Here is a 22,332-nt window from a genome sequence, read left to right on the forward strand (position 1 = left end):
CGAACTTCTTATGCTTTTTCTCCTATAAAGACACACCTCCGCGCATCTCTACATGACCTATCCTCTCCGGATAAGCGGGTGCAAAAGTAAATACTCTTTTTGACTCTCACAACCCTTTTTGAAAAAATTTTTTTAATGAACTTTTTTACTTCGCAATCCTCTTCTTATCTACACTCTTCCTCTGCAAAGCGGGTGCAAATATAGAACTTGTTTTTTTATTTACGCAAGTAAAATTTAATGATTTTTTTGTCCTACCCATCAAAATACTGCCTCACAATATTTTAAGGCAGAAAAAAAGGATAGCTAATATAACTGATTTCTTCGAACTAAGCAACTATTTTTTCAGATCGGGCGATTTTTTCCACTTATTGGAAAGGGTCGCATAGTCGAAATCGAGTACGGAAGGCTGCCTTTCTATCCGGTTTGCAGCAAAGGCCCTTTGCAAAATATCTTCAATAAGGTAGTCTTCGTGCACTGATTCCGGATGATATTCTTCCTTCAGCGATATTTTAAACATCTTTGCAGTATTATTATACCAAAATGCCCGCCAGCCGCTTCGCAGTTCCTTTACCAGGTAAAAAGCCGTAGATCCCGTTTGCCGGTGAATGAGTTTTACGAGTATCTGTCCTTCCGTCCGGGTAAGTTTTTTTAATTCATCCGTAAACTCGTTTTCAATATACTTTTGTATTCTACGGGTATACCATCTCCTCCTGGATTTGGACTCTATCTTTTCGAGCCTCCTGTTCAACTCTGTCAGCCGTTCAGATGCGAGCTTGGCATAAGGATACACTTTCAGGGTCTTTCGCTTCAATATATAATAACGGACCCTTTCTTCCCTGGAAGAGAACTTAAGACGGTCAAAAATATACACCTCCTCCAGGTCTATGGCTTTACGCGGAACCGTATCCCCTTCGAGCAAAAAATATTCCTGCCCCAGCGAATCCCGGAAAGTTTCCCGGTCCTGGGCATAGACAAAACTTCCCGAAAACAGGAAGATAAAGATATATGTCCATTTTTGCATCATAATCCCGAGTGTAAATTTACGAACATTCTCTCTGTTACCAACACATCCGTCTCATTTAACGCTCATCCCTATCCTGTTATTTCCACTTTCCCGCAAATTAATGGCCAGCGCATACAGGAACGTAAATATCCACAATATAAACTATTTAATGTAATTGAATATTGTTATTTTCGTGCGATAAATAAATATTATATGAGTTATGGCTAAAAAAGCGGAAATTATAAACAAGAAATCTTTAACCTTCCTCGAAAAATACCTGAACAACGCCGCCCCCACAGGCTATGAGTGGGATGGTCAAAAGCTGTGGATGGAATACCTGAAGCCCTATGTAGACACTTTTATTACCGACACCTATGGAACAGCGGTCGGCGTTATAAACCCGGATGCTCCTTATAAGGTGGTTATCGAAGGGCACTCTGATGAGATCTCGTGGTACGTTAACTACATCACCGATGACGGACTATTGTACGTGATCCGCAACGGCGGAAGCGACCACCAGATCGCACCGTCCAAATGGGTGAATATCCACACCAAGAAAGGTATCGTAAAAGGTGTATTCGGCTGGCCTGCCATTCACACCAGGAATGCCGCCAAGGAAGAGACCCCGAAACAGGACAATATATTTATAGATATAGGTGCCAAGGACAAAAAGGAAGTGGAAAAGCTGGGCGTGCACGTAGGTTGTGTGATCACTTATCCCGATACCTTTCAGGTGCTCAACAAAAACAAATTCGTATGTCGTGCCATCGATAACCGTGCAGGTGGTTTTATGATCGCCGAAGTAGCCCGGTTACTGCACGAAAACAAGAAAAAACTTCCTTTCGGACTGTACATCACCAACTCCGTTCAGGAAGAAATAGGCCTTCGTGGTGCGGAAATGATCACCCAGACCATAAAACCGGACGTAGCCATTGTTACCGATGTATGCCACGACACCACCACCCCTATGATCGACAAAAAGAAACAGGGGGAGACCAGGATCGGGGATGGCCCTGTGATCACATACGCTCCCGCAGTACAGAACAAACTCCGGGAACTCATCATAGACACTGCCGAAGAGAAAAACATACCTTTTCAGCGTATGGCTTCTTCCAGGTTTACAGGGACAGACACCGATGCCTTCGCTTACAGTAACGGGGGTGTAGCTTCTGCACTGATCTCCCTTCCATTGCGGTATATGCACACTACGGTAGAGATGATCCACAAGGAGGACATGGAAAACGTGATCCGGATGATTTACGAAACCCTCCTGAAGATCACCCCGGAAACCAGCTTCAGCTATTTTGACTAATGGATGAATACGTTGACATACTCGACGAAAACGGAAATTATACCGGAAAAGTCCTTTTGAAGTCCGAAGCACATGCAAAAGGGCTTTTCCATCCTACGATCCATGTCTGGCTTTATACGACTGACGGGAAAGTATTGTTACAAAAAAGGTCCGCCTGCAAAGACACCTTCCCCGGATACTGGGATGTTTCCGTAGCAGGGCATATTGGAGCAGGCGAAGCCTCCCTCTCCTCCGCTCTCCGGGAAGTAGAAGAAGAACTCGGGCTTCAACTATCCGAAAAGGCCCTGGAAAAAACCGGGATCTGCAAATCCGTCACAAAACATCGCGAGGACCTGATCGATTGTGAATTTCACCATATATATATAGGTGAGCTGAATGTTCCCTTAAGCGAGTTAAAATTACAGGAAACCGAGGTCGATGATGTAAAACTTATGGATATTGATGAGTTTCTTTCAATTGTTAAAGACCCGCCACCGTCATCCCTATACGTAATCTCCTGTCCGGACTATTACAAATCAGTCTTCGGAGCTATAAACAAAAAGCTAAAACAGGATTAAACGGATACTGCACCCAAAAGCCGGCACACTTCAATGACCGATCATCTAAAAAATACACAAGTGAAGAACACCATCGCCCTTCGTATTGCCGACTTCCTGAAGAACCACCCTCCTTTTGATGTACTCAGCAAGGAGCAACTCCTGGAAGTATCTTCTCGTGTACAGGTACTTTATTTTGAAAAAAATAAAGTCATTTTTAATGAAAACGACGAAGGCCACAATCAATTCTACGTAGTACACAAGGGAGCCGTAGCCCTGCAAAAGCGAAAGAACGGCGATTTTATCACCATAGATAATTGCGACGAAGGCGATATTTTTGGGCTCCGGCCGCTTATAGCCAGGGAAAACTATGTCATCAAGGCCGTCACGCGTGAAGAAAGCATCCTTTATGGTATTCCTCTCGATGTCTTTGACCCTATCGTTAAAAAGAACCTTAAGGTAGGGAACTTTATCATAGAGAGTTTTGCCTCCAATACCGAGAACCCTTATTCCGAAGAACACCGCAAAAAACTGTATACCGAAAACGGTATCGATGTAGCCATCAGCTCCTCTACTGACCTTTACGACCTGCAACCCGCCAGGTATGTAAAAAACGTGATCACCTGTACCCGGGACGACAAAACCAGGGACGTCGCCCTTCTTATGCGCGAAAAAAACATTGGTTCCGTAGTAGTTACCGAAGGTGATATCCCTGTGGGAATTGTTACGGACCGGGACCTGAAAAACAAGGTCGTCACAGGCGATTATCCCATTGACACCCCCATCAGCAACATCATGACCTCACCGGTGATATGCTACCCGAAGAACATCACCATCGCCCAGGCGCAGATCGCCATGATGAAATACAAGATAGGCCACCTGTGTATTACCAAAGATGGTACGCCAAAATCCAGGCTCGTAGGTTTTATTTCAGAGCACGACATCACTGTATCCCAGGGCAACAACCCTTCCGTATTGATGAAAGCCATAAAACGGGCCTCCAGGACCAAACACCTGAAGCGTATCCACGAAAAGATCATGATACTCCTTCAGGGTTATATCCGTCAGGACATCCCCCTTACCCATATTTCCAGGATCATCACCGAGCTTAACGACGCTACTATAAAACGGTGCATAGAGCTGTCCCTGAAAAAAATGCCGGAAAGCCCGCCCGTAAAATTCGCCTGGCTCTCTCTCGGCAGCCAGGGCCGTAAGGAGCAGTTATTACATACCGACCAGGACAATGCCATTGTATTTGAAAATGCCCCCGCCGATAAGCTGGAAGAAATCAAAACTTATTTTCTGGCCCTGGCCAAAAAAGTGACCAAAAGACTCAATACCCTCGGCTATGAATACTGCCCTGCAGACATGATGGCCAGCAATCCCCGGTGGTGCCTGTCCCTGGACGAGTGGAAAACACAGTTCACCCAATGGATCGCCGAACCCGGGGAAGACGAAATACTGCTCTGTTCTATCTTTTTCGATTTCGACATTTCCTATGGAGACAGCACACTCACCGATGACCTTAGCCGTCATATTTTCGAAAAAACCGGCCAGAACACTTATTTCTTCGCCATGCTCGGGAAGAGCGTATTGCAAAATCCATCGCCCCTGGGCTTTTTTCGCCAGTTCCTGGTAGAGCAGAACGGCGAATACAAGGATTTTTTCGACCTCAAGAAAAGAGCCATCACCCCCATTACCGATGCCGGAAGGGTGCTTATCCTCTCTCATCAGGTGCCACATATTAACAATACGGCCGAACGCTTTGAAAAACTCGCCGAACTGGAGCCCGAAAACAAACAGCTATACCTTTCCTGCTCCTACACCTCCAAGGCTCTGTCGAAATTCCGCACCAAGCACGGCCTTATGCATAATGACTCCGGCAGATATATAGAACTGTCCGCCCTGTCCAAGGAAGAAAAAATGAAACTGAAACGCTGTTTTAAAACCATACGGGAAATACAGGAACTCATAAAAATGCGTTATAAACTGACATCGTTTATTTAAGGCGATGTATATTTAACTACAAAGTACGCGAAGGATTACACAAAATTCGCAATGTATATGCTTTGTGCTCTCCGTACCTGCTTTGTTCCCCTCTGTGGTTGTATAAGCCTGTTGCGAGTCTCCAGACTCGTGACATCATTATTTAATAATATTGTTAATCCCAAACCAAAAAAACAATGACCGACCCCACCGACAAACAATGGATGGAATTCCTCCAAAAACAAATCGAACTCACCGAAAAACAGGTAGAGCGCTACAAGGAAATGACCAAACCCATAGCTCCTGAAAACGCCATAGGCCGCGTATCGCGTATGGATGCCATAAATAACCAGAGCACCGTAAAAGCCGCATTGCGACAGGCCGAAGAAAAACTCTCCAAACTAAAGTATGTGCTGGACAAAGTTGGTGACAAGGATTTCGGTATCTGTGTAAAGTGCAAAAAGCCCATTCCCATGGGCCGTATTATGGCTATGCCGCAGAGTACACTTTGTGTGGGTTGTGCACGATAGCCAGGTATTCCTCCATAATTTATCTTTAACAAATCACCTCCTTTACCAAAGCCATAATATCCCTTTACTTCATTAAAAAAACCATTTAAAAAAGACGCTGTATTTAAAAACTACACAAAAAATCACCTTAACATAATTTTTTATTAACTCCTTATAGTTGTCACTTCCCTTAAAAGTTATACTTTTGCCGCTTCATTTATGAAACGCAGGATCACAACATACTTCAAAACCGTTACTCCGCCTTGATGCACGGAGCCATTCCGGTGTTTTGCCATTCCCTGTCCTAAGGGGAATACGGCATTGTTTTCACATATTCAGGCTTTTAGATTTTTATCAACCAGTTACATTCCGTAATTCATTTATTATTCATTGCCATGAAAAAAATATTCAATTTGTTTGACCTTTCACAAAAAGTAAATTACAAGACCGAAGTGCTTTCGGGCCTTACCGTAGCCCTGGCCCTGGTACCAGAGGCCATTGCCTTTGCCATGATCGCAGGGTTTTCGCCGCTTATTGGTCTCTATGCCGCTTTTACCATGGGGCTCATAACCTCCATTCTCGGTGGCCGTCCGGGTATGATCTCCGGGGCTACGGGCGCCGTAGCTGTGGTTTTTGTGGGGCTTATTGTAAAACTGAAAGAAATAACTCCCGACATCACTCCCGAAGGCATTTTACAGTTCGTCTTTGCCACGGTTATTCTGGCCGGGGCCATACAAATACTGGCCGGGGTACTGCGACTGGGTAAATTTATCCGGCTGGTGCCGCAACCCGTAATGTTTGGTTTTGTGAACGGGCTGGCCATTATTATTTTCACGGCACAATTCCCTAGTTTTTACCAAAAAGGAAGTTCGGAGCTCCTGCAAGGTTCTTCCATGTTCATCATGCTGGGGCTTGTATTACTCACCATGCTTATCATTTGGGGGCTTCCCAAACTTACCAAAGCCATACCTTCATCACTGGTAGCCATTATCGTAGTTTCTGCCATTGTTATAGGACTGGGCGTAGAAACCACCACCGTAGCCGACACCCTCAAGGAAGGCGAGACCATCAAAGGAGGTTTTCCTCCGCTTACCATCCCTAACATTCCCTTTACCTGGGAAACTTTTACGCTTATTCTCCCCTATTCTGCCATTGTAGCCGGCGTGGGCATGATAGAAAGCCTGTTGAGTTTGAGCCTTATCGACGAGATCACAGAAACCCGTGGCCGTGGCAACAAGGAATGTGTAGCCCAGGGAACGGCCAATATCGTATCCGGTTTCCTTTCCGGTATGGGAGGCTGCGCCATGTTGGGACAAAGCCTTATTAATATCTCTTCCGGAGCCAGGGCAAGATTGTCCGGTATAGTGGCCTCGGTAGGATTACTTTGTTTTATTATGTTCGGTTCCAGCCTTATCGAAAGATTGCCTATGGCCGCTTTGGTAGGCGTTATGTTTATGGTTGCCATCGGAACATTCGAATGGGCCAGCTTAAAGACCTTTAAAAAAATGCCTGCCTCCGATGTTATTGTCATGGTACTGGTAACTCTTATCACCGTAGTTACCCATAACCTGGCCGTTGCAGTACTTATCGGTGTAGTACTTTCTGCCCTGGCCTATTCCTGGGAAAATGCCAAGCGTATCCGGGCCAGGAAACATGTGGATGAAGACGGTGTAAAACACTATGAGATATTCGGCCCCCTCTTTTTTGGCTCCGTACAAGGTTTTGCCGATAAATTTGACGTACTGAACGATCCTCAGGAGATCATCATTGACTTTGCCGAAAGCCGTGTAGCCGATATGTCTGCCATTGAAGCCCTCAATGCCGTGACCCACCGCTATGCCAAGCAAGGTAAAAAAGTACACCTCCGCCACCTGAGCAAAGATTGCCGCAGGTTGCTTCAAAACGCCGAAGCTATCATCGATGTGAACATCATGGAAGATCCGAGTTATAAAGTTATGGTCAATAAGATCTGACTCTTTGAAACATACATATCGAAAACACAAAAGTTAAGGCTGTCTGAAAAAGATAGCCTTAGCTTTTTATCTTCTACTTCTCAAAAATGATCAGCCTTCCCGAAACAGTCAGCCCGGAAAAGCCCAATGCTTCCCTGACCCACTCCAGAGTCCTTTCCCGGTAAATAAATACGTGGGTGGCATCGTCCTTATAATTCCAGCCGTTAAAGTCAATACTATTATCGTATAAACCGGTCATACAATAAAGCTTCCCTTCCGGCAGCAAAAGGGATCTCAGTAACCTGAACTCGTTATAAGGCTTGTGAAAATGCTCCATGACCTCACAACAAACAATATAGTGATAGTGCTTTTGCAGCAAACTTTTGTCGTTGGCAAAGAAGGGGTCGTACTGTACAATATTATAGGCATTGTCCCCCAGTACTTTTGAAATAACCGGCCCTGTCCCCGCACCGAAATCCAGCCCGCTGTGGTATGGCTCAAAATCGCGCAGGACCGACGATGTAATCGGGGAAACAAATTGCTGATAGCGCTGGTCAAAAATGTCATTATTGTGTTCTTCGTAACGGGATTTTTCCGCATCTTTGTCCACATACGTACCTTTCGGGCGGAAAATACCGTAACAACCTCCACAGGAATAAAACACATGATTCCTATCGTAGAACAAACGCACATCTTCGCTACTGCACAAGGGGCAGCTTACCCGATCACTCATAGGATAATGGTTTTCTGATAGTTTCACAAAGGTATGGGAATTTATCAGGGAATAACAAAGCCTTCAGCTTCATGGTAAGAAAACACATACAGGCAAATACCGGACATCGTCACATCCTGTTAAAATTAAAACCATTTTATCATTTTTCAATCTTCCGCGTTTTACAAGCTCAAGGCAAATTTAGTATCTTCGTGCAGTTTGTACCATGCCCGCACGGGTTTACAGACTCCCAATATTGAAATCTAAACCAGAAACCGTCTGTTCATGAAATGCCTATTAACGGTTCGTGCAAACCATCCGGTAATGTCTTAGGGCATTCCATACCTATGCTGAGCTTGTCGAAGCATGACCTATGAAAATTTATAGTGAGTTTATCGAACTAACAAATAAAAAATAGCAGATGAAACGATATTTTCTATCCTTTCTCCTCCTGTTGGTCGTGGCATGTAACACGATCAATACGGAAGAAGAACAGGAATTCACCACCTTTTTTGAAAACTCCGGGGGAAAAGAGACCCCTGCTTATACCGGGGTCATGGAATACTACATGAAACTGGCCAGGACATTCCCGGACATCAACTTACAGACCATGGGAAAGACCGACAGCGGCCATCCGCTTCACATTGTCACCTACAATCCCAAAGGCAATTTTAATTTTGAAAAGATCAGGAAAGACAAACGCATTCTCCTCATAAACAATGGCATCCACCCTGGCGAAAGCGATGGCATCGATGCTACCATGATGTTATTTCGGGACTATGCCACCGGGAAACTCACCCCTCCGGAAAATACAGTTATCGTAGCCATCCCTGTTTACAACATCGGGGGAGCCCTCAACAGGAACAGCCACACCAGGGCCAACCAGAACGGCCCGGAGGAATACGGTTTCCGGGGCAATGCCAGGAACTACGACCTTAACCGCGACTTCATCAAAGCCGACTCTAAAAACGCCCGGGCTTTTGCAGAGATCTTCCATCTCGTAAAACCCGATGTCTTTGTAGACACTCATGTGAGTAACGGTGCCGACTATCAATATACCCTCACCCACCTCTTTACACAACACAACAAGCTGGGCGGCGAACTGGGCAAATACCTGCACCAGGAAATGATGCCGCAACTCGAAAAAGCCCTGGCCAGCAAGGAATGGTATATTACCCCATACGTCAATGTGTTTAATGAAGTACCAGAAAAAGGATTTTCCCAGTTTATGGATCACCCCAGGTATTCCACGGGCTACACCACATTGTGGAACACTCTGGGCATGATGGTGGAAACCCATATGCTCAAGCCCTACAAGCAAAGAGTAGAAGGCACTTATGCCCTACTGAAAAACATGGTAGACATCACTGAAAAGGACTACCGCAGGATCGGGGAGCTCCGGGAACAGGCTTTTAAAAACCATGCCACGGCAAAAACCTATCCCGTACAATGGACTGTTGATTCCACTAAACTATCCACCCTCCATTTCAGGGGATATGAAGCCGATACCCTGATCAGTGCAGTTACCGGTTTTCCCAGGTTAAAATACGACCGGAACAGGCCGTTTACCAAACCGGTGTCGTACAACGATTATTTTAAGCCTTCCAAAGAGGTTACCATACCCGAAGCCTATATCATCCCGAAACAATGGTGGCATGTGATAGCACGGTTACAATCCAACAATGTAACGTTAAACATCATTCCCCGCGATACCCTGATGGAAGTGGAATGCTACCGCATAGAGGATTACAAAACACAGCGCAATGCCTATGAAGGCCACTACCCCCATTACAACACCAGGGTAAGTGCCGAAGTCCGGAAAGTACAATTCCATAAAGGCGACCTGATCGTAAAAACCGACCAGCCTGCCCTCCGTTACCTGCTCGAAACCCTCGAGCCCGAAGCTACCGACTCTTTCTTTAACTGGAACTTTTTTGATGCCATCCTCCAGCAAAAGGAGCATTTTTCACCTTACGTATTTGAAGACATTGCCAGAGAGATACTGAACACGGACCCTGCCCTGAAAGAGAAATTCGAAGCCAGAAAAAAAGAGGATACCCTCTTCGCCGGGAATTGGTACAAGCAACTGGACTGGGTTTACAAGCATTCTCCCTATTACGAAAAAGCCCATCTGCAATACCCAGTATATCGCGTTGGGAGTTGATTAGTTGTTAGTTTTGGAGTCCGGGAGTTTCATAGCAAATCCAAAAACTCCGGATTTCCAACACTTCTGCTGAGCATAGTCAAAGCATCACACCTCTAACTTCGTACTTCTAACTTTTCAATGATATCCGACGGCCTGTAAACTGAACAATTCGGCATACAGGCCATTGTTTTCCATAAGCGTTTCGTGCGAACCTTTTTCCAGCACCTTGCCATCTTTCAGCACTACGATGGTATTGGCCAGCCGTACTGTACTGAAACGGTGCGAAATAATAATTGCAGTCTTCCCATCCGTTAAACCGATAAATCGTTGAAAAGCCTCATATTCAGCACGGGCATCCAGGGCCGAAGTAGGTTCGTCCAGAATCGCGATTTTGGCATCTTTCATATAGGCCCTGGCCAGGGCTATCTTTTGCCACTGCCCTCCGGAAAGGTCCAGGCCGTTGGTAAACCGGCGTCCCAGTTTTTGATCGTATTTTCGAGGCAGGGTAGCGATAACTTCATCGGCAAGGCTTTGTGCCGCTGCTTCCGAGATCTTCGTTTGGTTATTTACATTTTTAATATTCCCCACGGCAATATTCTCCCCGGCAGAAAAATTGTATTTCACAAAATCCTGGAAGATCACTCCGAAAAGGTTTTGGTATTCTTGCTTGCCAAATTCCCGAATATCCTTTCCATCCAGCAATATTACTCCTTTTGCAGGTTCGTAAAACCGTAGGGCCAGTTTTATAAGTGTCGTTTTCCCTGCCCCGTTCTCTCCTACAAAGGCAAGTTTTTTCCCGGCAGGCACTTTAAAGTTCACTCCTTTTAAGACATAATCCTGTTGACCGGGATATTTAAACCAGACATCCACAAATTCCAGTCCGTCACGAATATCTTCCGGGACAGGAATAACGGATTTGGAATCTCCCGAAATCGTTTCCAGGTCCAGAAAATCAAAATAATCCTTTAAATACAGTGAACTCTCCGTGATCTGGCTGAACCGGAAAAAAATGGCCTGAAGCTGGTTTCGAAGCCGGTTAAAGGAACCGGAAAGGAAAGTAAGGTCTCCGACGGTAAGCACACCGGCTACCACACGAATAATGATCAAAACAAAAGCTCCGTAATAGGAAAGCACCCCCAAAACATTAAAGACTCCTCCCCAGAGGTTTTTCCGAATGGCCAGTTTCCGGGTTACCTTATAGTATTCGTCAGATAGTTTTTTAAAACGATCAGCAATATATCCCGTAAGCCCGAAGAGTTTCACTTCTTTGGCGGTAACGTCACTCGCCCCTACATACCGCAAGTCGTCCAGCTCTCTGCGCTCAGCGGTCCATCCGCGGGCCAGGGAATAACTCTTTTGACTGAACTTTATTTCATTGAGGAATGCCGGGATAACGGCCAGGATAAGCAACGCAATCAGCCAGGGTTCAAACACGACCAGGGCGGTAATGAGGGAAATAACGGTGATACTATCCTGAAACTGTGCCATAATACCGGACATCAGGGAAACCCTCCCTACGGTCTGCCTGCGGGCGCGTTCCAGTTTATCGTAAAAATCGGTATCCTCGAGCTGGCTCAGCTCTATTTCAGCCGTTTTGTTAATGATCTCTACGGAAGATCTATTGGAGTAGAGATCCCCTATCAGGGTATCTGTAAGGTTAATGACCCGGCTTATGAGATCGGAAAGCACGGCAAGCCCCAACTCTACTGCTACAAGGCCCCACAAACGGGTAAAGTCCTTATCTGCTGCATCGATCTGTAACACCACTTCGTCCAGTATCAATTTCCCTACCCATAACAGAAGTACCGGCGTGGCGGAATTGACGATACGAGCAAAGAGATTGGCATAGAACAGTCGCGGGGAGACATCCCGTATCTTACTGAAAAACCGGGGAATGTACTGAAGGGAACCGAAACGCTCCTTCCAGCTTATTTTTGATGCTTCCGGACGGGTAGCAGATTTTCTTTGAGGCATATTTCCTGTGTTTTGAACCTATAAAATTAGGCTTTTTTAAAGTATGCCTTCCTGTTACCACTTCATAAGAAACCTGGAAAGACGTATCGAAAAGTATTTGCCTCTAAGAAACCGCCTATTTCTGCCAGGGTTTCCGGTTCTTAAATCTTGGCCCTGTGACGTCTGCCCTTTTCTTTCCGGTAATGATTTGGTGGGTGGTATCTTTCCTTTTCCAGATCTTACGATTCCTGGCTTTCGGCCCTGTTACGATCTCTTTTTCCGAAGTGTGATATATTTTTACAGATGTGTTTTCCCTGTTCCAGGCTTTTTTATTTTTAGCCCGGGCCCCGGTCGGTTCGCTTTGCTGGCCGCTTGAGACTGACACAAAGCACCATGCGAAGAATAAAGTAAGTACGAGTTTCATCATGTCTGTTTTTTGTGATGCTACAAAAATAAGCACTAAAAGAACAGATCCAGGTCAAAACGAATTATAAAACTTCAATTAAGAATTGAAAAATTTCCTGTCAATTATGAAAAAGCACTTTTATGTTGGCATAAGAGTTCTGAAGGGCTTCCGGGATTTCGGCCGGCTTTTTCCACTCTACCTTTTCGATCCCTTCTTCGTATTGGGCCTGAAATTTTCCTTTATATGTACTGGTCATACTAAACCAGTGGGTTTCTTTTAGCTTATACGTACCGTTTCGTTTAAAGATATGATAGGTTTTCTGCAACAAGGGCCCCAGTTTCAGCTTTCTTACCCCGGTTTCCTCTTCCACTTCCCGCAAAGCAGCTTCTTCTATGGATTCTTTCTTTTCCAGCTTGCCCTTGGGCAGGTCCCATTTGCCGTTCCTGTAAATGAACAGCACTTCATTTTCGGCATTGGTCACCAATCCCCCCGCAGCTACCACCAGCGGTATTTTTTCACTAAGTTTTTTAATCAACTGCCCCTCTTTCGGATAATATAAATGAGCCGACTGCATTTCTCCCTTGTTCAGCTGCTTTATAACCTCCTCAATGCTTACACTTTCCAGTAAAAACAATTTATGTTTTACCTCTTTCGTAAGTATATTTGTTAAAATAATTGGATAATCATTTACAAAAACTTCATACATTTGTCACCATGGTTTTAGACAAAAATACCGCTAAAAAAACAGCAGAACTTTTATTGCAAATTAATGCAATAAAATTGAATCCGAAAAATCCTTTTACATGGGCCTCGGGCTGGGAATCCCCTATATATTGTGATAACAGGGTTGCCCTGTCTTTTCCACCTATCCGGAACTTTATCCGCGAGAACATGGCCCGGCAGATCGAGGAACATTACGGCAAACCCGACGTTATTGCCGGAGTGGCTACCGGGGCCATCGGCATCGGTATCCTGATAGCCGAATATCTCGGTGTCCCCTTTGTATATGTAAGGCCCGAACCCAAAAAACACGGCAGGAAAAATCAGATTGAAGGCTTTCTGGAATCCGGGCAAAATGTAGTTGTGGTAGAAGACCTGATCAGTACCGGAAAGAGTAGTCTCAATGCTGTACAAGCCCTGAAAGAACACGGGGCCAACATTAAGGGCATGATGGCCATTTTCTCTTACGGATTTGATGTGGCCACCCAAAATTTCGAGGAACAGAAAGTCTACCTCACCACCCTGAGCCATTACGACCACCTACTGGAACAGGCTATAGAAACCAATTACATCAACGAAAAGGAACTGGAAACCCTCAAGGAATGGCGGAACAATCCCGCCGAATGGGGCCCGAAAGCTATAAAATAAATCCAAAATTCCAACTGTCATTCTGAGCGAAGCCGAAGGATCGGAATAACAGTTGGAGCTTGAAGCTGCCGGCAAAGACAAAGTTGAGAAAGCAAGTACCAAACACATAACACTAACATACAAGCCTAATGCGAATAGAAAGCCCGAAAACCACTGTAAACAAAACACAGGAAGAACTGTTTCACTTTCTTACCGACATAAAGAACTTCGAAACCCTGATGCCGGAAAATACCAGCCGGTTCGAAGTGCTGGCCGAAGACAAGTTTGTCTTTGCCCTCAAAGGCATGCCCGAGATCGTCCTGCAACTGAAGGACAAAAATGAATTTGACCGGATCGTGCTCGGGGCCGCCAGTGACAAACTGCCCTTTACACTTACGGCACATATCAACAGTATCGATGAAGGAAAAAGTGAAGCGCACCTGGTTTTTGACGGTGAGTTCAACGCCATGATGGGCATGATGATAAAAGGCCCGATCACCAGCTTTATCGGCACCCTGAGCAACAATATGACAAAAATAAGTTAGACGTACGAAATGCGAGGTTAGAAGTAACAGGTTAAAAACTACTTTCTGATTTTGCACTTCGTATTTCGTACTTCTAATTTCGAACCTCAATACATCAGTTTCACTTCCTTCAGGTCGAATTCCTTTTGCACTTCGTCTTCCAGCAGGATGACCAGCTTTCCGGCTTCAGATATACCCCTGATAAATCCCATAAATAGTTCTCCTTCCGTGTTTTTAAAAGTAGAAGGTTTGTCTTTCCGGAAAAGCGCTTCTTCATAACGCGATTTGAGAGGGATAAGCGTCCTATCTGTGATCAGCTTTTCGTGGTTTTTCAGTTCCCCTACAATACTATACATCAGCTCATCCAGATTGTAAGTAGTTCCGGTGGCAAGTTTCAGGGACCCGGCATTGGGCAGGCCGTCAAAATCGGTTTGATTTACATTAAGCCCCATACCAATGACCGCCGCATCCAGCTCTCCTTTTTTAATGATACTTTCTATGAGTACCCCGCATATCTTCAGATTGGCTGACAAAATGTCGTTCGGCCATTTGATCTTCAGTTGCGGAACATTGAATTTTTTCAATGCGCTCACAATAGCCAGGGATGTGGCCATGCTCAGGTAAAACAGCTCTTCTTTTCGTATACAGGATATTTTCTTATAGACGCTAAACGTCAGGTTTTTACCGGCTTCCGAAGCCCATGAAGTTCCCATCTGTCCCCTCCCCCGGGTTTGTTGGCGTGTTATCACAACCGTGTAGTCTTCCAAAGTTCTCGTGGCACTGAGTTTTTTCAAATAGGAATTGGTGGAATCAATGGCATTAAGTTTGATGATATGCATATGGAATACGAATGTTCTGTTAAATAGAATAGTTAAAGAAACAAAAAAGTAATAACTTTGCGTAATTATAACCAGTAAAAAAAGACCTTGTCTCCGACAATAAAGCCCGCATAAACAGAATCATCCTGTTCATGACCCGGGGCACAAGGCGCGGATACAAATTTAAACACATGAAAGTTAATGGCAAAAAAGAACAGTAGTGCAGACCAGTTAATTGCAATAATCTTGAAAGGGATAGAGGATGTTAAAGGAAAAGATATAAATATCTTGGATCTTAGGGAGATTGAAAACACGGTTTGTGACTACTTTATTATCTGCAACGGTACCTCCAACACCCAGGTCAATGCCATTGTAAACTCCATCCAGAAAACAGTAAGCAAGGAAATCAAAGACAAGCCCTGGCATGTGGAAGGCACAGACAATGCCGAATGGGTTTTGATGGACTATGTAAATGTGGTGGTACATGTCTTCCAAAAGCACATCCGCGAATATTACGACATCGAGGGCCTCTGGGGCGATGCCAAGGTAACCTCTGTCCCGACCAATTATTAATGTATATTTTCAGACTAAGACGAATAATTAATGGCAAAAGACAACCCAAATAACAAAAGACCGAGATTCAGTTCTTACTGGATCTATGCAATCATTTTGTTTGTAATTATAGGAGTTAATCTTTTTTCCGGCGGTAGCAGCTGGCAAAAACTGACCCCAACCACTCCTTCCGAACTACAGGATTTTCTCAAAAACGGTGATATAGAAAAAATACTTATCATCACAAATACCAGGCAGGCCAAGGTTTACCTTACCAAAGATGCACTGGCCAAAGAAGAACACAAGAACGTAGACGATAATTCCCTTTTTCCAACTACGGGATCTTCTCCCCAATATGAAGTAAAGTTCGGGGACCTTCAGAATTTTGAGAACGAGATCAAAAAGACCATCCAGGACAACAACCTGCAAACCGTTATCGGTTATGACCAGGAGTCCAATCTTTTGGGTGATTTTATCATTACCCTTCTTCCGTTTATCCTCATCATCGGTATCTGGATATTCCTGATGCGCAGAATGGCCGGCGGTGGTGCCGGTGGTGCCGGAGGACAAATATTCAATATTGGTAAATCCAAGGCACGTCTCTTTGACGAAAAAACAGAGACGAAAGTCACTTTCAAAGACGTGGCGGGACTTGAAGGTGCCAAAGAAGAAGTACAGGAGATCGTAGAATTCCTTAAAAATCCTGATAAATACACCTCCCTGGGAGGTAAGATCCCGAAAGGGGCCCTGCTCGTAGGTTCACCGGGTACCGGAAAAACCCTGCTGGCCAAAGCAGTTGCGGGTGAAGCCAAGGTACCTTTCTTCTCCCTGTCCGGGTCGGACTTTGTAGAAATGTTCGTCGGTGTGGGAGCCTCCAGGGTAAGAGACCTGTTCAAACAAGCCAAAGACAAATCGCCCGCCATCATATTTATCGACGAGATCGATGCCATAGGACGCGCCAGGGGCAAAAGCAACTTTACGGGTTCTAATGACGAGCGCGAAAATACCCTCAATCAGCTGTTGACAGAAATGGACGGCTTTGACACCAATACCAATGTCATTGTCCTGGCCGCCACCAACCGTGCCGATGTACTGGACAAGGCCCTGATGCGTGCCGGACGATTTGACCGCCAGATATTTGTAGACCTTCCGGATATCCGGGAACGAAAAGAGATCTTTGAAGTTCACCTTAAACCCATTAAGACTTCCGAAGCACTCGACCTCGAATTCCTGGCCAAGCAGACACCTGGCTTTTCCGGTGCCGATATAGCCAATGTATGTAATGAAGCGGCCCTTATCGCGGCAAGGAACGGCAAAAAGGCTGTCGATAAACAGGACTTCCTGGATGCTGTGGACCGGATCATCGGCGGACTGGAAAAGAAAAACAAGATCATTACCCCGGAAGAGAAAAAGACCATCGCATTCCACGAAGCCGGTCACGCTACCGTAAGCTGGATGCTGGAACACGCCGCTCCGCTGGTAAAAGTGACTATCGTACCAAGAGGCCAGTCTCTCGGAGCCGCGTGGTATCTCCCCGAAGAACGCCTTATTGTACGACCAGAACAGATGCTGGACGAAATGTGTGCTGCCCTGGGAGGAAGGGCCGCAGAAAAGGTGATATTCGGCAAGATATCCACAGGCGCCCTCAGCGACCTGGAAAAAGTGACCAAACAGGCCAAGGCCATGGTCACCATATACGGACTTAACGAGAAGATCGGGAACCTTACCTATTACGATTCCAGCGGACAGAGCGAATACGGCTTTACGAAACCTTACAGTGAAGAAACTGCCATCGTCATAGACAAGGAGATCTCCAACATCATCGAAGAACAATATATCCGGGCCGTAAAACTCCTGTCCGAGCAGAAAGACAAGCTCACAGAACTGGCGGAACACCTTCTCGAAAAAGAGGTGATCTTTAAAGACGACCTGGAAAGGATCTTCGGAAAACGCCCTTTTGAAAAAGAAGAAGAAGAGGTGGTGGAGAAATAATTTCCCACCTCTACCCCTGTTTTATATGCATGCGACCGTTTATTTTGCAGAACAGCCGTAAATAACCGTATAAACAGTGATTTCTAACAGAATATTTTTAACTTTACATAAAAATAAAAAATCCTTTTTCCCGTTGAACATTGAATGAAGCTGTTAAAGAAGATTTTAGACATTATAAACAAGCCGCAGGATGCTGAAGATTCCATTGAAGGGAGAGGTAAGTTTATGCCTAATATCGATCTTCCTGTAGATGAAAAGTTTACCATAAACTTTAAGAAGAACGGAGGCAAATTCATTTATTGCGACTCTATTGAAGAAATATATGACAGTTTCCGGAGCATTCTCACCGAAAACGACTGGATTGATAAGAAGATTTTCTGTGTAAATTCAAGACTCAAGGAAAAATTCCAGAAACTAGGAGGGCACTTTTCCACCAGCCTGCAGGGAAGTTGTTCTTTTATCACTACCTGCGAAAACCTGGTCGCCGATAACGGTTCTATACTGGTTAGTTCTAACCAGATAGGAGAACTCAAGCTACACGACCTGCCCGATAATTTAATTCTGTTTGCCACCACCAGCCAGCTGGTAAACACTATCGGGGAAGGCCTCAGGGGCATCAAAAACAAGAATAAAGACCATATCCCCACCAATATCACTACAATCAAGCACTTCAACACACAGGGAGAAAAGAACTTTCTTAACTACGGGAGTAACACAAAAAACCTATATTTGCTCCTCCTGGAAGATTTGTAGAATGAAAAACCTCCTTACGCGTTCCATTACGGGAATCCTGTACGTTTTCCTGTTATTATCGGCAGTATTCCTGAGCAGTGATGCTTTCGATTTCCTGTTCCTGTCTTTCGGGCTGATATGCATATACGAATTTAAAAAACTCATCAAACTAAGCGGATATTACATCTTTATTGCTTTTTTACTGTTGTGGTGGTTATTCGTTCACCTTGTGCAGGGAGAAACAGCAGTGTTCTTTCTCCTTTTCGTAACCCTTGCGGTAAACCTGCTTCTTATTGCCCTTTTGCTGTCCGGAAAACAGTTCAAGCTCCCGAAAAACTATTACAAATTCATCATTGCGTTGTTCTATATCGGAGGAGGTTGTATTTTTCTCACCATGATCCCCTATCACAATCATAATAATTCCTTTGCCAAGTTTATAATTATTGGTATTTTTATATTGGTATGGGTCAACGACACTTTTGCCTATATTGTAGGTAAGAGTGTAGGAAGAACTAAATTACTGGCCAGTGTATCCCCCAACAAAACCGTCGAGGGATTTGTAGGCGGAATGACCTTTTCTCTTATTGCAGCTTATATCATTGCCCTGTATAACCACGACCTGGAGACAATACATTGGATGATCCTTGCCGCGGTCGTCGTTATCACAGGAAGCCTGGGAGATTTGATCGAGTCTAAGTTTAAGCGGTTGGCAGGTGTAAAAGACAGCGGGGCTATACTACCGGGGCACGGAGGGCTCCTGGACAGGCTGGACAGCCTTATTTTTCTCGCGCCTTTTACCTATCTGACCTTACAATTATTTATCTATGTTTCATAAAGAAGGGCATAAAATAATTATTATCACCTTTTTGCTGGTCGTAGCCATTGCATTGGGTGCCGAGTATTTCATTTCCATATCCTGGCTTCAGGTTGCCGTTCAGATCCTGGCGCTCATTTTGCTTATACTTATTCTCCAGTTCTTCCGGAATCCCAAAAGACAGACCCCGCATAACGACGAACACATTATAGCGCCTGTCGATGGCAAAGTCGTGGTCATTGAAGAGGTTTACGAAAAGGAATATTTTAAAGATAAGCGCCTCCAGGTATCCATCTTTATGTCTCCCATAAATGTACATGTTACGCGCTATGCTCTTGGTGGCGAAGTAGTTTACAGCAAATATCATCCCGGGAAATATCTCGTAGCCTGGCACCCCAAATCGTCCGAAGACAATGAAAGGACCACGGTAGTCGTAAAAAATCGCATCTGGGGCGAAGTACTTTACAAGCAAATAGCCGGAGCCATGGCAAAACGTATTGTAAACTATGCCAAACCCGGCAAACAAGTGGTCCAGGGAGAAGATGCCGGCTTTATTAAATTTGGTTCGCGGGTAGACCTTTTACTGCCTCCCGGCACAAAAATGAAGGTCAACCTCCATCAACATGTCAAAGGAGGAATAGATGTCATTGCAGAAAAATAACAACACAGTATTGCAACAACAATCCGGTAAAATGACTGACGAAGCATTAAACAACGCTTTTGACGAGGCTGTAGAACTCGTAAACAACTACACGGACCCTTTACCTGCCGATTTCTTGTTACGTCTTTACGCCTACTATAAAATAGCAAACAGGAACTACGACAATCCCGGTAGCCGAAAACCCCTTATCAATGCATTCAAGGCCAATGCTCTTTTCCAGGCCAGGAATATCAGCGAAAGGGAAGCCAAGGAAAAGTATGTGCGATTGGTGCACGCTCACCTCAAGGACAAATAAACGGTATTATCTATCATATTCCCTGAAAATAATTCATTGAATAAAACTGGGATCGACCATCCCGGAACAAACTCACGAGACATTCAAACAAACAAGCCTTAGCTTTAGCTTATTTTGACAAAGCTCACAATACAGCGCATTTCGATGCAAAGAATCGGGGAATTAAACCCACTTGGTCAGATAACCATCTACACAGCCCTCTTACAATAACTCGCAATACGTCGTATTTTTCACCCGGACAACATAATCTTGACTTGTAAGCTGTCCTGACATTACAGGCAATAGCCGTTACCCGAAACTGTTTCACAAGACCACAAAGCAATCGCTCCCACCTGTTTTTCCTCTGTGAATCTCCGAGTTTCTCTGTGCAACCCCCAGAAGTGTAATGTATTTACCCTGATATTCTCTCCAGGTATTTTGTTTCACTACTCTCCCGTACATTATACACATTTTGAAAAATTTCCAGGACAACTAATCCGACCTGCCAACAATTGCGTATAAACACTCTCACTCTTCGATAAAACCTTTATGATCGCATTTCAGCATATGTTTTTAAAATAAAAAACCCCCGGGGAATGGATCCCCGGGGGTTTTATTTATTTTTTGAAATCAGTTGTTACTTCAGTTTGAAAGTAACCCTTCTTACGATCTGACGTGCATTTGCAGAACCTTTGTCTACACTGCTATCGATACCTTGACCGCTGTAAGACAGTCTAGACTCTTCTATTCCAGAAGAAACCAGTATATCGTATACTGCTTTAGCTCTTCTTTCAGACAATGAAGTATTGTACTGGCTATCTCCTCCGATCTCATCAGCATATCCGAGCAGTTCTGCTTGTGCAGAAGGATTCTCGTTCATATACTTGATCAGGTAGTTGATGGCGTCGAATGAATATACAGCCGGTTTGCTGCTGTTAAATCCGAAGTATACATTTACGTATCCGTCTTCTATCAGTCTCTTAACAGGATCTCCTCCGTCGCCAAGACCTTCCAGGCTTTCTTTAGATGCATAACGCATGTCCATAGCGCTTTCGAGATCATCCGGAATACCGTTTTCGTTCAGGTCGTTAGCTTTACCGTATCGGTCAACAGAAACTCCTGTAGGAGTATTTGGCTCCTGATCCAGGTAATCCGGCACTCCGTCCCTGTCAGTATCCTGAAGCATTCCTTCGATATCATCAACACGTGTTGCGAGTTGATTAAGTGCTTCGTTTTCTCTCAGGTACCAGTCAGCATGTTGTTTTGCCTTTCCAAGGTAGAAAGAAACACCCACTGTTGCATTGAACATAATACCGTCGAAACCACGGGTAGAGGTTTTCTTCATACCATCAAAAGTATAATCCTGGCGGCTGTGGGCCAATGTAGTAAAATCAGCATTCAATACTACACGATCGCTGAGCTTCACCTGTCCGGTAAGACCGGCGATCCAGTTCATCATTTGGTCGTGGTCATCAGAAATAGGACCCTGGTCTGGTCGCAGTTGCGAATAACCGGCACCGGCATGTCCCAAAAGGTTAAAAGTCCTGGTCCATGTCTCCCAGTTCATGATCCTACCCAGGTTGGCAACACCTTGTAAACTCACCCTGTAATACTTAGTATCAAATTCCTTGGAATCTTCATCATTTTCGAACTTGTCGTACCCTACATCCAGTTTCAAACCGAATTTTTCGTTGAACATGTATCGTCCCGCCAAATCCAAGTGAAGAAGATCCGGAGTGTTGGTATAATAACCGCTAGCCAAAGGCCTCATCGGTTTATTAACCCCGCCGTTGATCTCGATAGACCATTTATTAAAATTGTCTTGAGTCATAACGTCTATACCACCCTCGTCTTGTACATCGGTAGTATCCGCCTCCTGTGCAGTAACGCCAGTAGCAAATAATCCTACAAACAGTGACGTAAACATTAATTTTTTCATAATCATAATCAAGTGTTTAGTAAAAAAAATTTCTTAAATATTGTTTCCTAAATATACGAATGTTAATGCGAATGTAATACAGTTTTCTCAAAATTTAATAACTTTTTTCATCTTTTTTTGACATATTGCCCCTTACTCAAAGGGATTCAAAATGAAAAAATAAA

Annotated in this window: 21 protein-coding genes; 14 read left to right on the forward strand and 7 right to left on the reverse strand. The window is 44.5% G+C overall.

All coding sequences use genetic code 11. The annotated features are described in order from the left end of the window. Window positions 1-334: 334 nt before the first annotated feature. Window positions 335-1,021 carry a DUF4294 domain-containing protein gene (locus KN811_RS15070; protein WP_187965268.1) on the reverse strand — a complete coding sequence of 229 codons (687 nt, stop codon included), beginning with the start codon at window positions 1,019-1,021 and terminating at the stop codon, window positions 335-337. Window positions 1,022-1,223: 202 nt separating this feature from the next. Here KN811_RS15070 and KN811_RS15075 point away from each other — a divergent pair, with 202 nt between their 5' ends. The 5 genes from KN811_RS15075 to KN811_RS15095 all read left to right on the forward strand — a co-directional run bounded on the left by KN811_RS15075 (window position 1,224) and on the right by KN811_RS15095 (window position 7,319). After that, a complete protein-coding gene (locus KN811_RS15075) occupies window positions 1,224-2,315 on the forward strand; it encodes a M42 family metallopeptidase (protein WP_187965217.1) in 1,092 nt (363 codons plus the stop codon). After that, window positions 2,315-2,872, forward strand: a complete 558-nt coding sequence (locus KN811_RS15080; RefSeq protein WP_187965218.1) for an NUDIX hydrolase — start codon at window positions 2,315-2,317, stop codon at window positions 2,870-2,872. The genes KN811_RS15075 and KN811_RS15080 overlap by 1 nt, the downstream gene beginning before the upstream one ends. Window positions 2,873-2,932: 60 nt before the next feature. Next, window positions 2,933-4,858 (forward strand): DUF294 nucleotidyltransferase-like domain-containing protein, encoded by a 1,926-nt coding sequence (locus tag KN811_RS15085; RefSeq protein ID WP_187965219.1) that lies wholly within the window; start codon window positions 2,933-2,935, stop codon window positions 4,856-4,858. 176 nt (window positions 4,859-5,034) lie between these two features. Beyond that, on the forward strand, window positions 5,035-5,367 hold the full coding sequence (locus KN811_RS15090; protein WP_187965220.1) for a TraR/DksA family transcriptional regulator: 333 nt from the start codon (window positions 5,035-5,037) through the stop codon (window positions 5,365-5,367). Window positions 5,368-5,741: 374 nt separating this feature from the next. Continuing rightward, window positions 5,742-7,319 carry a SulP family inorganic anion transporter gene (locus KN811_RS15095; RefSeq protein ID WP_187965221.1) on the forward strand — a complete coding sequence of 526 codons (1,578 nt, stop codon included), beginning with the start codon at window positions 5,742-5,744 and terminating at the stop codon, window positions 7,317-7,319. A 73-nt stretch (window positions 7,320-7,392) separates the two neighbouring features. Here KN811_RS15095 and KN811_RS15100 read toward each other — a convergent pair whose 3' ends face one another. Further along, window positions 7,393-8,031, reverse strand: coding sequence for a class I SAM-dependent methyltransferase (locus KN811_RS15100; protein WP_187965222.1), 639 nt, complete (start codon window positions 8,029-8,031; stop codon window positions 7,393-7,395). A gap of 400 nt (window positions 8,032-8,431) precedes the next feature. Between KN811_RS15100 and KN811_RS15105 the strand changes: the two genes are divergently transcribed. Then, entirely contained in the window at window positions 8,432-10,174 is a 1,743-nt protein-coding gene (locus KN811_RS15105) for a M14 family metallopeptidase (RefSeq protein ID WP_187965223.1), read from the forward strand. A gap of 117 nt (window positions 10,175-10,291) precedes the next feature. Here the strand turns inward: KN811_RS15105 and KN811_RS15110 are convergent, their stop codons facing one another. The 3 genes from KN811_RS15110 to KN811_RS15120 all read right to left on the reverse strand — a co-directional run bounded on the left by KN811_RS15110 (window position 10,292) and on the right by KN811_RS15120 (window position 13,221). Then, on the reverse strand, window positions 10,292-12,130 hold the full coding sequence (locus tag KN811_RS15110) for an ABC transporter ATP-binding protein (RefSeq protein WP_187965224.1): 1,839 nt from the start codon (window positions 12,128-12,130) through the stop codon (window positions 10,292-10,294). Window positions 12,131-12,245: 115 nt separating this feature from the next. After that, a complete protein-coding gene (locus KN811_RS15115; RefSeq protein ID WP_187965225.1) occupies window positions 12,246-12,536 on the reverse strand; it encodes a hypothetical protein in 291 nt (96 codons plus the stop codon). A gap of 97 nt (window positions 12,537-12,633) precedes the next feature. Beyond that, the gene (locus KN811_RS15120) at window positions 12,634-13,221 is read right to left on the reverse strand and encodes an NUDIX hydrolase (protein ID WP_187965226.1); all 588 of its coding nucleotides are present in this window, start codon (window positions 13,219-13,221) and stop codon (window positions 12,634-12,636) included. A gap of 8 nt (window positions 13,222-13,229) precedes the next feature. Between KN811_RS15120 and pyrE the strand changes: the two genes are divergently transcribed. Both pyrE and KN811_RS15130 read left to right on the forward strand, forming a co-directional pair. After that, on the forward strand, window positions 13,230-13,883 hold the full coding sequence (pyrE, locus tag KN811_RS15125; RefSeq protein ID WP_187965227.1) for an orotate phosphoribosyltransferase: 654 nt from the start codon (window positions 13,230-13,232) through the stop codon (window positions 13,881-13,883). A 128-nt stretch (window positions 13,884-14,011) separates the two neighbouring features. Beyond that, complete coding sequence (locus KN811_RS15130) at window positions 14,012-14,407, forward strand: SRPBCC family protein (protein ID WP_187965228.1); 396 nt, start codon at window positions 14,012-14,014, stop codon at window positions 14,405-14,407. Window positions 14,408-14,493: 86 nt separating this feature from the next. Here KN811_RS15130 and KN811_RS15135 read toward each other — a convergent pair whose 3' ends face one another. Next, complete coding sequence (locus KN811_RS15135; protein WP_187965229.1) at window positions 14,494-15,225, reverse strand: biotin--[acetyl-CoA-carboxylase] ligase; 732 nt, start codon at window positions 15,223-15,225, stop codon at window positions 14,494-14,496. A 180-nt stretch (window positions 15,226-15,405) separates the two neighbouring features. Between KN811_RS15135 and rsfS the strand changes: the two genes are divergently transcribed. The 6 genes from rsfS (at window position 15,406) to KN811_RS15165 (ending at window position 20,250) form a co-directional block, all read left to right on the forward strand. After that, window positions 15,406-15,777 (forward strand): ribosome silencing factor, encoded by a 372-nt coding sequence (rsfS, locus tag KN811_RS15140; protein ID WP_187965230.1) that lies wholly within the window; start codon window positions 15,406-15,408, stop codon window positions 15,775-15,777. 30 nt (window positions 15,778-15,807) lie between these two features. Further along, the gene (ftsH, locus tag KN811_RS15145; protein WP_187965231.1) at window positions 15,808-17,748 is read left to right on the forward strand and encodes an ATP-dependent zinc metalloprotease FtsH; all 1,941 of its coding nucleotides are present in this window, start codon (window positions 15,808-15,810) and stop codon (window positions 17,746-17,748) included. 144 nt (window positions 17,749-17,892) lie between these two features. Further along, complete coding sequence (locus KN811_RS15150) at window positions 17,893-18,501, forward strand: LUD domain-containing protein (protein WP_187965232.1); 609 nt, start codon at window positions 17,893-17,895, stop codon at window positions 18,499-18,501. 1 nt (window position 18,502) lies between these two features. Continuing rightward, window positions 18,503-19,315, forward strand: a complete 813-nt coding sequence (locus KN811_RS15155; RefSeq protein ID WP_187965233.1) for a phosphatidate cytidylyltransferase — start codon at window positions 18,503-18,505, stop codon at window positions 19,313-19,315. Continuing rightward, window positions 19,305-19,955 (forward strand): phosphatidylserine decarboxylase family protein, encoded by a 651-nt coding sequence (locus tag KN811_RS15160; protein WP_187965234.1) that lies wholly within the window; start codon window positions 19,305-19,307, stop codon window positions 19,953-19,955. The genes KN811_RS15155 and KN811_RS15160 overlap by 11 nt, the downstream gene beginning before the upstream one ends. A gap of 31 nt (window positions 19,956-19,986) precedes the next feature. After that, window positions 19,987-20,250: an acyl-CoA-binding protein gene (locus tag KN811_RS15165; RefSeq protein WP_187965269.1), complete on the forward strand. Its 264-nt coding sequence runs from the start codon at window positions 19,987-19,989 to the stop codon at window positions 20,248-20,250. A gap of 616 nt (window positions 20,251-20,866) precedes the next feature. Here the strand turns inward: KN811_RS15165 and KN811_RS15170 are convergent. Further along, window positions 20,867-22,168 carry an OmpA family protein gene (locus KN811_RS15170; RefSeq protein ID WP_187965235.1) on the reverse strand — a complete coding sequence of 434 codons (1,302 nt, stop codon included), beginning with the start codon at window positions 22,166-22,168 and terminating at the stop codon, window positions 20,867-20,869. Window positions 22,169-22,332: the final 164 nt, after the last annotated feature.

It is taken from the genome of Sinomicrobium weinanense (genome assembly GCF_018863395.1).
GTDB classification, from domain to species: Bacteria; Bacteroidota; Bacteroidia; order Flavobacteriales; family Flavobacteriaceae; genus Sinomicrobium; species Sinomicrobium weinanense.